10 protein-coding genes are annotated in these 11418 nt (G+C 66.6%); 5 read left to right on the top strand and 5 right to left on the bottom strand.

What is annotated here, in order from left to right; all coding sequences use genetic code 11:
• The first annotated feature begins 14 nt into the window (after positions 1 to 14).
• A complete protein-coding gene (locus C448_RS14025; protein ID WP_004055752.1) occupies positions 15 to 1259 on the top strand; it encodes a divalent metal cation transporter in 1245 nt (414 codons plus the stop codon).
• On the opposite strand, the gene C448_RS14030 is transcribed toward C448_RS14025, so the two are convergent.
• Entirely contained in the window at positions 1256 to 1879 is a 624-nt protein-coding gene (locus C448_RS14030; RefSeq protein WP_004055754.1) for an METTL5 family protein, read from the bottom strand. The two genes, C448_RS14025 and C448_RS14030, sit on opposite strands and share 4 nt — an antisense overlap.
• Positions 1880 to 1976: 97 nt before the next feature.
• Between C448_RS14030 and C448_RS14035 the strand changes: the two genes are divergently transcribed.
• Positions 1977 to 2918, top strand: coding sequence for an alpha/beta hydrolase (locus C448_RS14035; protein ID WP_004055756.1), 942 nt, complete (start codon positions 1977 to 1979; stop codon positions 2916 to 2918).
• A 74-nt stretch (positions 2919 to 2992) separates the two neighbouring features.
• On the opposite strand, the gene tbsP is transcribed toward C448_RS14035, so the two are convergent.
• The 3 genes from tbsP to C448_RS14050 form a co-directional block, all read right to left on the bottom strand.
• On the bottom strand, positions 2993 to 3823 hold the full coding sequence (gene tbsP / locus C448_RS14040) for a transcriptional regulator TbsP (RefSeq protein ID WP_004055758.1): 831 nt from the start codon (positions 3821 to 3823) through the stop codon (positions 2993 to 2995).
• 377 nt (positions 3824 to 4200) lie between these two features.
• Positions 4201 to 6264, bottom strand: a complete 2064-nt coding sequence (locus C448_RS14045; protein ID WP_004055760.1) for a hypothetical protein — start codon at positions 6262 to 6264, stop codon at positions 4201 to 4203.
• Between the two features lie 176 nt (positions 6265 to 6440).
• On the bottom strand, positions 6441 to 6806 hold the full coding sequence (locus C448_RS14050) for a hypothetical protein (protein ID WP_049916356.1): 366 nt from the start codon (positions 6804 to 6806) through the stop codon (positions 6441 to 6443).
• Between the two features lie 105 nt (positions 6807 to 6911).
• On the opposite strand from C448_RS14050, the gene C448_RS14055 reads away from it, so the two are divergent.
• Positions 6912 to 7643 (top strand): alanyl-tRNA editing protein, encoded by a 732-nt coding sequence (locus C448_RS14055; protein ID WP_004055764.1) that lies wholly within the window; start codon positions 6912 to 6914, stop codon positions 7641 to 7643.
• 194 nt (positions 7644 to 7837) lie between these two features.
• On the top strand, positions 7838 to 8725 hold the full coding sequence (locus C448_RS14060) for an NAD(P)H-binding protein (RefSeq protein WP_004055766.1): 888 nt from the start codon (positions 7838 to 7840) through the stop codon (positions 8723 to 8725).
• Here C448_RS14060 and purL read toward each other — a convergent pair whose 3' ends face one another.
• Positions 8726 to 10864 (bottom strand): phosphoribosylformylglycinamidine synthase subunit PurL, encoded by a 2139-nt coding sequence (gene purL, locus C448_RS14065; RefSeq protein WP_004055768.1) that lies wholly within the window; start codon positions 10862 to 10864, stop codon positions 8726 to 8728.
• 140 nt (positions 10865 to 11004) lie between these two features.
• On the opposite strand from purL, the gene C448_RS14070 reads away from it, so the two are divergent.
• Positions 11005 to 11418 (top strand): PHP domain-containing protein (locus C448_RS14070; RefSeq protein ID WP_004055770.1); only part of this gene is annotated, 414 nt, incomplete at its 3' end.

Raw genomic sequence — 11418 nt, forward strand, 5'->3', positions numbered from 1 at the left:
TGGGTGAGTCGACGATGAGTTCGGCGGACAGTTACGTGCCCTCCTGGCTTCCGGTGGAGGGACCGAAACGGTTCGTGGAGGCGTACGGTCTGGGCCTGCTGTTCTCGGCGAACGTGTTCGGGGCCGGCTCGGTGTACATCCTCGCCAACACGGGGGCGAACTGGGGGTTCCTCCTGCTGTGGGCGCTACCGGTCGCGCTCGTCGTCGATCTGGCGATGCACGAGATGTCCGGCCGACTCGCGACCATCGACGAGCCCGTCGTGAGCTACATCCGCGGCGCGATCGGTGCGGGGCCGACCAAGGTGATGGCGCTGTTCATCGCCTTCATCATGCAGTTCTGGGCCATCTCGAACTACGCGGTCGCCGGCGCTGCGCTGGCCTATCTGACGCCGCTCGACAACGTCTACATCGGTGCGATCCTCGCCGGCGGCATCGGCATCGCGCTGGTCGAACTCCGCGTCTACGACCGTGTCGAGGCCGCCATCGCGGCGATCATCCTGACCGTGTTCGCCATCTACATCGTTCTCACGCTCGGGCTCGATCTCCCGATCGGGCGGGTCATGTCGGGGTTCGTGCCATACCTGCAGAGCGATATCGGCTTCCTGACCAGCCTCATCGCGCTGTTCGGGACCACAGTCTACTACCCGAACTTCATCATTCAATCGAGCATCCAGCCCTCGAAGAACTGGACCGAGATGGGGCCGTACCGCCGGGACAACTTCGTCGGCATCGCCTTCATCGTGCTCCTCAGCGCGGCCGTCATCGTCGTCTCGGCGCTGACGATGGATCCGGGAACGCCGACGCTCACCAGCCCCGGCGTCCCGTTGCAGGCCATCTTCGGTAGCTGGGCGCTGCCGGTGTTCGTGCTGGCGGTGTTGCTGGCGACGTTTTCCTCGGCGACCGGCACGCTGTTCGGGGCCGGCTTTCTCGTGCCACAGGCCTGGGATCGGACGACCGTCTTCGGCGATCGGGGTTTCCGGCGCACCGTCGAGATACTCATCGTGATGGCGGTGGGCTTTGCCGTTCTCCTCATGGAGTTCACCGACATCACGCCGGTGCGACTCGGCATCGTGATGCCCGCCGTCAACGGCCTCATCGGACTGCCGATCTTCGCGCTCGCGCTCTTCTTCGCCAATCGGAAGTTCTTCGATCATCCACGGTGGCTGAATGCCGTCTTCGCCGTCGTCACCGTGCTGATGTTCGTCTTCACGTTTCTGACGGCGCGCAGCCTCTACAGCCAGATCGTGACGTGGCTTTAGGCCCACTCGATACGGAAGAGCTCGGTCTCGACGGTGTGGGAGTCCTCGTCGTGGAAGTCGAACTGTCGGGGGAGATCGAGTTCGGCGCGAAAGGAGCGCGTGACCGTCCCGCCGTTGTCGGCGGCGAACGATGCGACGAACTCCTGGCTGCCGGCGTTGTGAACCGAATACGAGACGTCGCCCAGGCGGGCGGCCGTCGCGAGGAACGCGCGGTCGGCGTGTTCGTTGCCGTCCTGTGCGCCGAACGGCGGGTTCATCACGACGGTCGTCTCGCCATCCGTGCCGAGCGGCGCGTCGGTCGCGTCGGCGCGCAGCCACGAGATGTCGGCGGCCGTGCCGACCCGCCCCTCGTTGTCGCGCGCCGTCGAGAGCGGATCGGGGTCGATATCGACACCCACCACGCCGCGCGGGCCACGGAGCGCGGCCGCGAGCGCGAGCATTCCCGTCCCGGTTCCGAGATCGACGACGAACCGCTCTTCGATGTCGCCCTGCAGATCGGCGTCGTGGACCAGCCTGGCCGCCAGTCCCGGCGGCGTCCGGTACTGCTCCAGGCTCGTCCGTGGGTTCTCGAAGCCGGCGACGACGGCGAGTCGCTGGGCCAGCGCGCTCACGGAGCTCATCACCCGTGATACCCAGCGGGCATACGAAAACCTTTCCACATACCTCGGAGTTATTCGGGGGGTAGAACTACGTCAATCGTCGCCGTCGGTCCGGCGAATGGACGACCCCGATCCACAGGTCGAACGGCTGCTCGAACGGATCGACCAACAGCGCACGCCGCCGACCCACGGCATGTCTGTCCCGACCGCCCGCGAGCGCCTCGACGAACTGTTCACGACGCCCGATCCGGAGCCCGTCGGCGAGATCGAGGAGTTCTCGATCGAGGGGCCGGGCGGACCGCTGCCGGTGCGCGTCTACGCCCCCGAGACGGGGACGGAGCCCTACGGCGTGTTCGTCACCTTCCACGGCGGTGGATGGGTCGTCGGCGGGCTCGACACCCACGACCCGGTCTGTCGCGCGCTCGCCAACGCGGCCGACTGTCTCGTCGTCTCGGTCGACTACCGGCTCGCGCCCGAACATCCCTTCCCGGCGGCCGTCGAGGACTGCTACGCGGCCACCGAATGGGCGGTCGAATACGCCGACGAGCTCGGCGGCGACGGGGAGCGAGTGGCAGTCGGCGGCGACAGTGCGGGCGGCAACCTGGCCGCCGCCGTCACGCTCGTCGCCCGCGACCGTGACGGGCCGGAGCTCTGCCACCAGTCGCTCGTCTACCCGTCGGTCAACTCGCCGTCGCTCCAGGAGTTCGGTTCCTACGAGGAGAACGCCGAGGGCTATCTCCTCGAACGGGCGAGCGCCGAGTGGTACTACGAACGCTATCTCTCACATCCGACTGACGCACGCAACGCGTACGCCGCGCCGCTCATGGCACGCGATCTCTCTGGCCTCCCGCCGGCGACCGTCATCACCGCGGGGTTCGATCCGCTGCGCGACGAGGGGATCGCCTACGCCGATCGCCTCGACGCGGCGGGCGTGCCGGTCACCCACGAGCAGTTCGAGGGGATGATCCACGGCTTCCTCAATCTGGTCGACACGATCGACCGCAGCCGCGACGCGATCGCGGTGCTTGCGGACGATCTCAGGGATGCATTCGTCCAGTAGGTCGGGGAGGACGAAGCAATCGATCGGCAGTGAGAACGGCGGATTCCGGTCCCGATCTCTCGGGTTCGACCGAATCAGGACGCGTCGGTCGAGAGGATGCCGGTGGCAACGGCCGCCAGCTCGTCGGCATCGGCCTCGCTGAGGCGCTCGTCGCCGAGCAGCAGCCGAAGTCGCGGGCGGCCGACGTCGATAGGCACCTTCGTCGTGTCGAGCAGCCCCATCTCTTCGAGGCGGGTTTTCGTCCGCGAGAAGGTGGCCTTGCTCGCGACGCCGGTGTCCTCACCCCACTTCGAGATGTCGTAGAGCAGCTCCTCGTTTTTCGCCGCGACGAGCAGGCTGATCGTCACCTCGTCGAGACCGTTGCCGTCGCCGCGGGCGGTGTCGAGCGAGGCGAGCACGGCGTCGAAGTCGTCGCGGACGCCGGGATCGAACGCCTCGGCCATCGTCTCGCGGATCCGCGAGAGCGGCGGGGTTCTGAGGCTGTACGACGAGCTCGCTTCCCAGCGCTCCTCGGAGCGCTCGTTGGCGTTCGCGACGAACTCCTCATCGTCGGTCCCGAGGGCGGCCACCCGCTGGCCCGCCGTGACGAGCGAGACAACCGTTTCGTCGGTGATGATCAGTTGGCCGGTGCCGGCCTCCTCGATCGTCCCCAACGAGAGCGTGCCCTCGTCAATGAGATCGGCGGCGGTGCTGGCAACCAGGAAGTCGTCGAGAACGTCCTTGAGCGTACTGTCGAACGCGAGCAGGCGCACTGTCGGCGGGCTGTCGAGACCGTCGAGCACCGTCACGAGCCGCTCGACCGACGCCGCCGCGGGCACGACGACGAACGCGTCGTCGGTCGTTTCCGAAAGCACGGCGCGGTAGACGTCGGCAACGTCCGTTTCGATTCGGTTCGTGAAACTCATAGCAACTAAACGGAGGTTTTCCATCTATTTAATTTTATTGGCCAACTGAACCTGAAACGCACAAAGTAAAAGGATATTGCAACTTCCAGGGGCGATATCCGCAACGATATGCATGTCGTGGAGACAGAAGGAGACGACAGATAGTTCGACGTCGGTTGACCGTTCGGTTGACGAGGGTCTTCGCACGAAACGGTTTTTGGCCGTATACGTTGCTGTTGGAAACGATACGATAGGTTCATCCCAGCCACGGGTGAATATCGATCAGTTGTGAGTGATAGTCAACAACAGTCATCCGAAGCGGAATCGCCGAGCGAGAGCATTCAGTTCACGGTGGCGTGTTGTGGCGTCACCGACGTGAGTGGTGCCAGCGCCTGCACTTACTCCGGTCCCTGAAGCACACCGAAATCCATCCGGTCGCTCCAGTGAAGCTGGCCGTCGATCTTCACTGGCATCGCTTCGAGCGCGAGAAACGCCCAGAGTTCGTGTGCCGAGAGATCGAGCCGGCGGACACGACCCGAGGAGAGATAGCAGTCACGGTCGCCCGACGCAGCGGGGATGAAGAGGCTGCCGAGACCGCGCTCGCGCGTCGGATACGTGATCTGGTCGACCCGAAAGCCGTCCTCGGTGCGCTCGATCTCACAGAGCGTCGGCGTGCCGCCCGTAGCGTCAGCGATGGCAAAGCCGCCGTCACCGACGACGAGGTACTGCCCGCCGACGATACTCTCGCCGCGGGCGATCTCGAGGGCGGGCCCCAGCGGAAAACCGGCATCGAGCAGGCAGGCGAGCGCGCGGCCCATCTTGACGCCCTCGCTGTTCAAAATATCCGAAATCGTGACGATCCCGCCGATGGCACCGGCCTCGATCAGCGCCATCCCCTGCCGATATGACTGGCAGGCATTCAGGAGAAACGCATCGACGCCCACCGAGTCGATTTCTCGGGCGTCGAGACGACCGTCCGCGCACGCGAACCCCTCGTCGTCGACGTGGCCGATGTAGTGCAGGAAATCCGTCCGGGTGGCGAGCACGTCCGCCAGCTCGTCGGTGGTGAGATTGTGGGCGACGGTCACGTCGAACGGGAGATCCGCCCGCTCGCCGTAACTCGCCTCGACGGCGCGCTCGTCGTCCATCGCCGCGTCGTTGCAGACGACCGTGATCTCGATATCCCCCTCCGCCGGCGTCCGCTCCAACCGATTGCGATAGGCCGCCAGCGACGCCTTGCTCGCTCCCAGCGGCGTCCCTTCACCGATCCACGTCTGCTCCAGCGACTCCGACCGGAGCGGTTTGACGTACGTGTTCTCGCCGCCCGGCTGGGTGCCCGTACTCCGCGTGTCGTCGCGCAGGAACGTATCGAGCGCGGCCGATCGGACGTTCGGCACTGAGACTTCGTGTGTCCGTGCGGACCGAACGACGGCGAGGTCGGACACGACGAACGGTAGGTGTTCGATGCTGTCGGCCGTCGCCGTGACGGTGGCCGTGAGCTTCCACGCCGGCACGTGCTCGGCGATCGTCCGATAGGGAATCGAGAGATACGTTTCGAGCTGGGTGGCCAGGGATTGCTCGTAGAGCGTCGGGAAATCGAATCCCAGCTCGTCCTCCAACAGCCGCCGTTCGTGGAGGTCCATCGGCGTCCAGCCCTCGATTCGTGTGAGACAGTCCAAAAAGAAGGTCTGCTTGAGCGTCCGCGCGACCGTTTGCTCGAACCCCTGCGGGCCGGCGAGCGACTGCTCGAACCCCCGATCGGTCCGCAGCAGTGGGTCCGTACCCGGCTCGATCGTCGCACCAAGATAGTACGCGAGCGGCGCAACCGTGTAGATCGATTCGTATTCGGGAGGAATCTCGATGGTCACGCCCGTGTCGGGCGGTTCGAGTCCCGCCAGATCCAACGAATCACCGAGTTCGATCGTCGGCGGATGGCCCCGAAGGGTCGGATACGACCGTTCCGGACTGGTCGTCTTCAACGCTGATCCGAACGTCGAGATCGCCGCCATCATCGCCTCGGGATCGGCCGGCGTTTGTACCGTCGCCGCCGGTCGCTCGTGGTGCGAGCGCGCGCCGATCAACACCTCGCGCTCGCCACCGAATTCGATCGTCATTCCCGCCGCGTCGGCGCTGATCCGGAGCGGGCTTTCGACTCGCAGATAGAGCTTGATCGGCGCGCTCACCTCCAAGATGTATTCGCCGGCCGGGAATCGTTCGTCGGCGTGATGCTCGGCGCGGTCGATCACCACACCCGATCCGTCACGGACGTGGACCGAAACGACGCTCGGCAACGCTATCCCATCGGTCCGAATCGACACCGCGCTCCCGATCGGAAATCGAAAGTTCGACCGCTCGACCGACGTCGGTCGTACCGCACTCGTCGCCAGATCGTACTGGCGGCGCTCGATCGGGTCCACGACCGCCAGCCCGTCCGTCGACCGCTTGAAGAACACCGCAGTCATTACTCGCCGACCTGTCTCGTCGCATTCATCCTTTATCGTCGATCAGGTTCGTCCTGTATGTGACGTCACGGCAAGCCACAAAAGTCTATCCGTTCGACTCGCCGCGGGCGTGAGCGAAGCGAAAACGAACCGTCGAACACCGATCGAGGCCGATGAATGGTCGATGTCGTGCGGAGTTACAGAACTGCGCCGAGAACGACACCGGTGAGCAGCGAGAGCAGCATGACGCCGCCGGCCGTCTCGAACGGGATCCGTTCGGCGTGCTGGGTGGAACGGCCCAGTCCGGAGTCGGTTTCGGTCGAGGCGAGCACGACGATGCCGGCGGTGGCAAAGGCGAGACCGATGACCAGTCCCCAGAGGAAGGTGATTCCGGACGCACCGGCGAGAACGATGGCGACCGCGCGGCTCAACACGAACCCCGTGCCGGCGATGATCGGCGCGCTGCCGACGACGCTGGCGCGGTCGACCGCGTCCATGCGCTCGCGTAGACGATTCACACCGGCAAGTGTCCCCGAGGAGTCGAGGCGGTGGCGACGCGACATAGTTCCGGATATGAATCCAGCTATATAATACCCCGTCAGACGCTCGTCAGCGACCGGCGTCGTCCGGCGAACAGATCCATAGTCGTGCGTGCCGTTGACACCTCTGTGACCGAACAGCTCTATCTGCCGGACGACGACTATCGTCGCGAGTTCGACGCCCGCGTCGAGGCCGTCGACGAATCGAACGGGACAGTCGTGCTCGACCGAACGCTGTTCTACAAGGAAGGCGGCGGACAGCCACCCGATCACGGTCGCCTCTCGTTCGAGGGTGGTGAGGGCCGCGTCGTCGACGTCAGGAAAGATCACGGTGAGATCCGACACACGATCCAGGGCGATCTCCCGGAAGCAGGCGTGACCATCCACGGCGAGCTCGACTGGGAGCGCCGCCACGCGCACATGCGCTATCACACCGCCCAGCACGTCGTCTCGAAGGTCGTCCTCGACGAATACGGCGCGAGCACCGCCGGCAATCGGATCCACGACGATCGTGCGCGCATCGATTTCGCGCCGGCGGAGTTCGACGAGAGCGATCTCCGCGCCATCGAGGAGCGCGCGAACGCCCTGATCGAACAGGACCTCCCGGTCGAGAAGGAGAACCGCCCGCGGGCGGCGCTCGAAGCCGAAACACCAGACGGCCGGTCGAATCTCGATCTGATCCCCGACGACGTCGATCCGCTGCGAGCGGTCACGATCGGCGACGTCGACGTCTGCCCCTGCGGCGGCACGCACGTCGATCGGCTCGGCGAACTCGGCAAGCTGACGATCGTCGATCGAAGCTCGAAGGGTGCCGACACCGAGCGCATCGAGTTCGTGCTCGACGGGCCGGAGCGAGCGTGAGCGGGGTTCGTGTGCACACAAAACTTATTACAACACCCGAACCAGTTCGGATCGGAGCCGGAATGGCTCCGCGCCAGCGGGGGCGACTCCGTTGCCTGGCATCATCACACCCCTCTCCACCTTCGTCCCCGCTTTCCGTTTCCGCTAGCACCGCGAGTGAGAGGAGCTATGCGGACGGACGTGCTCGGTGAGACATGCGCGTTCTGGTGACCGGTGCGACGGGGTTCGTCGGCGGACGGCTGCTCCCCGCTCTCGCCGCGGCCGGTCACGACCTCACCGTACTCACTCGCGACGCCGAGCGCTACGACGGTCCGCCGGCGCGCGTCGTCGAGGGTGATCTGCTCGATGCGGGCAGTTTCGAGGCGGCGTTCGAGGGCTGCGAAGCGGCGTACTATCTCGTCCACTCGATGGACGCGGCCGATTTCGTCGCGCGCGACCGGCGGGCGGCACACAACTTCGCCCGCGCGGCGGATGCCGCCGACTGTTCGCGGGTGATCTATCTCGGCGGTCTCGGCCGTGATTCCGACGCGCTCTCGCCACATCTCCGCTCACGCCACGAGGTCGAGCGGCTGCTCGCCGCCGGTGACTACGATCTCACCGTGCTCCGGGCGGCGGTCATCGTCGGCGCTGGCGGGGCGAGCTTCGAGATGGTGCGCCGGTTCGTCGCCCATCTCCCGCGTGTGTTCGTCCTCCCGCTCCCGACGGCAGCGCGGACGAACTGTCAGCCGATCGCGATCGACGACGTCGTCGGCTATCTCGCCGCGGTGCTCGATGCACCGGAAACCCGCGGGCGATCGTTCGATATCGGCGGGCCGGCGGTGCTCAGTTACGCCGATCTGCTGCGGCGCATGGCGCGGGCGTACGGCCACCGGCTGTTCGTCGCCGCCGTTCCGTGGCTGAGCGAACGCCTCGCAGCACATTGGCTCGCCCTGTTCACCGGCATTCCCGAGACCGTCGTCGCGCCGCTGATGGCCGGGCTCGATAACACGGTCGTCGTCAGAAACGGCGGGATCGACGAGCTCGTCTCGGTCGCGCACACGCCGCTCGATGCGGCCATCGAACGGGCGATCGCCGGCGACTGATCAGTCCATCGCGCGGTCGAGCACCGCCCGTCGCTCGGCGATCGTTCCGGCCGCGATCGACAGTTCACCATCGTCGGTCGCGAGATCGAGCCGTCCGGTATCGGTCGCCGTGCCGATCTCGTGGACCGGAGCGATATCCGCGAACGCCTCCCGGACCGCGTCGGGAGTCGTCGTCTCGACGACCGCTCGTCCGGGCTGTTCGTGAAAGAGCTGTTCGGCAGCGCTTGCTGGGCCATCGAGTTCCACGTCCGCGCCCGCAACCGGCGAGATCATCTCGGCGAGCGTCACCGCGAGACCGCCGTGGCTCGCGTCGTGGACCGCGCGCGTTCCCTCGCGGTTCGCCACGTCGGCGAGCGTCTCGATCAGTGCGTGCGGGTTCTCGGGCAACGTCGGGAAGCGGTCGCTCCCATCCGTGGTGTCGAGATATGTCGAACCGCCGAGCCCCGCTTCGTGACCGGCGAGGGCACGATCGCCGATCACCAGAATCGTTCCGTCGCCTACGAGTTCGGTCGGCGGTGCGTCGTAGCCGTCGCGCGCGCCAAGCATCGCGATCGTCGGCGTCGGGGGGATCGCACCTGCCGCCGAGTCGTTGTAGAGCGAGACGTTGCCGCCGACGACCGGCACCGAAAGCGCGTCGCACATCCCCGCGAGCCCGTCGACGATGGCCGAGAACCCGCCGTAGACGTCCGTTTTTTCGGGATTGCCGCCGTTGAGACAGTCCACTGCGGCGAGCGGCGTCGCGCCCTTCGCGGCGAGATTGGTGGCGTTTTCGAGCGCGATCGCGCGCGCACCGGCGTGGGGAGCCGCGGCCGTCCAGTTCGGCTCCGCACCCGCCGACAGCGCGAGCCCCGTTCCCGTTTCCTGGATCGCCAAGACGGCGCTGTCGTCGCCGGGACCGCGGGCGGTGCGGAGGCCGACCTCGTGGTCGTACTGGCGATAGACCCACTCGCGGCTCGCGGTGTTCGGATCGCCGATGACGCGCTCGAACGCCGTGTCGAGTGCCGTCTCGGGAAGATCGCGGGTCGGCTCCGCGGGTCGTTCGGTGGGGAGATCGTTCGCCGGCGCGCCGTCGGCGAGGAACTCGGCGGGGACATCGACGACGGTCTCCCCGTCGAAGGTGCAACTGTAATTCCCGTCGGTGATCTCGCCGATGACCGAACAGCCGAGATCGAAGCGGTCGGCGATTTCGGCGACGCGCTCGGTGTTCTCGGGGGCGACCTCGTAGCACATCCGCTCCTGCGATTCGGCGAGCAGGATTTCGAGCGCGTTCATCCCGGGTTCGCGCTGGTGGACGGCTTCGAGGTCGATCCGCGCGCCGAACTCGCCTTTGGCGACGAGTTCCGAGGAGGCTCCGCCGAGCCCTGCCGCGCCGAGATCGCGCGCCGACTCGACGAGGGACTCGTCGATGAGGGCTTCGTTCGCCTCGATCAGTCGTTTTTCGGCGTAGGGATCACCGACCTGGACCGCCGGACGGTCCTCGGTCGCGGCGTCCTTGCCGAGGTCCTCGCTCGCGAAGCTCGCGCCGCCCAGTCCATCACGTCCCGTCGCGTTGCCGACGAGGACGAGCTTATTGCCCGCGTGCTGGGCCTCGGCGGTGAGCAGTCGATCGGGCGGGAGAAGGCCAACGCAGGCGACGTTGACGAGCGGGTTGCCCTCGTAGCCCGCGTGGAAGGCGAGGCTGCCGCCGACCGTGGGGACGCCGATCGCGTTGCCGTAGTCGGCGATCCCTTCGACGACGCCGTCGAAGAGATACTGCGAGTGTTCGCGATCGAACTCGCCGAAGTACAGCGAGTCGAGCAGCGCGATCGGGTACGCGCCCATCGAGAGCGTGTCGCGAACGATCCCGCCGACGCCCGTGGCCGCGCCGTCGTACGGATCGACGTAGGAGGGGTGGTTGTGGCTCTCGATGCCGAACGTGACGTACAGTTCCTCGTCCGGCAGCGCGACGACGGCGGCGTCGTCGCCAGGGCCGACGACGACCTGTTCGCCATCGCTCTCGAACGCCGACAGCAGCGGGCGCGAGGAGCGATAGGCACAGTGTTCGCTCCAGAGGTTTTCGAACAGCGCGGCCTCGGCACGCGTCGGTTCGCGGCCGAGTTCCTCGACGACGCGTTCGCGGTCGGGCGCGGAGAGGGGCATGTCTCCCCGTTCGGGACCCCAGGCAAATCGCTTGCGATGAAGCGGGCGGGTTCGCGAAACGTTCGGACGGACTGCTCGACCGGCACGGATACGATGGCGATACCGGGGGGCTTTTTGTGCCGGCGCCCGGATCCCGTCCCGTGCTGTCGGCCGAGCTTCACTGCCACTCCGAACTGTCCTTCGACGGGCGCGATCCCGTCGAACTGCTGCTCTCACAGGCCGACGCCGTCGGGCTCGACGCGCTCGCGGTGACCGACCACGACGAGATCGACGCGAGCCTCGCGGCCGCCGACCGTGCCGCCGATTACGGACTGATCGGCATCCCCGGCTCCGAGGTGACGAGCGCCGCCGGCCACGTCCTCGCGCTCGGCATCGACGAACGCGTGCCGGCCGGCCTCCCCTTCACCGAGACGATCGACCACATCCACGACCAGGGCGGAATCGCGGTCGTTCCCCACCCCTTCCAGCGCTCGCGCAGCGGCGTCGCCCCGCATATCACGAGCGAGGAGCTGGCCAGCGCCGACGCCATCGAGATCCTGTCTCTTATACACATC

Source organism: Halococcus morrhuae DSM 1307 (assembly GCF_000336695.1).
In the GTDB taxonomy this organism is placed as follows: Archaea; Halobacteriota; Halobacteria; order Halobacteriales; family Halococcaceae; genus Halococcus; species Halococcus morrhuae.

What these genes read in the sequence shown, in the direction of transcription:
- C448_RS14035 (WP_004055756.1), top strand. Translation starts at nt 1,977, where the DNA reads ATGGACGACCCCGATCCACAGGTCGAACGGCTGCTCGAACGGATCGAC.
- tbsP (WP_004055758.1), bottom strand. Translation starts at nt 3,823, where the DNA reads ATGAGTTTCACGAACCGAATCGAAACGGACGTTGCCGACGTCTACCGC.
- C448_RS14050 (WP_049916356.1), bottom strand. Translation starts at nt 6,806, where the DNA reads ATGTCGCGTCGCCACCGCCTCGACTCCTCGGGGACACTTGCCGGTGTG.
- C448_RS14025 (WP_004055752.1), top strand. Translation starts at nt 15, where the DNA reads ATGAGTTCGGCGGACAGTTACGTGCCCTCCTGGCTTCCGGTGGAGGGA.
- C448_RS14030 (WP_004055754.1), bottom strand. Translation starts at nt 1,879, where the DNA reads ATGAGCTCCGTGAGCGCGCTGGCCCAGCGACTCGCCGTCGTCGCCGGC.
- C448_RS14045 (WP_004055760.1), bottom strand. Translation starts at nt 6,264, where the DNA reads ATGACTGCGGTGTTCTTCAAGCGGTCGACGGACGGGCTGGCGGTCGTG.
- purL (WP_004055768.1), bottom strand. Translation starts at nt 10,864, where the DNA reads ATGCCCCTCTCCGCGCCCGACCGCGAACGCGTCGTCGAGGAACTCGGC.
- C448_RS14060 (WP_004055766.1), top strand. Translation starts at nt 7,838, where the DNA reads ATGCGCGTTCTGGTGACCGGTGCGACGGGGTTCGTCGGCGGACGGCTG.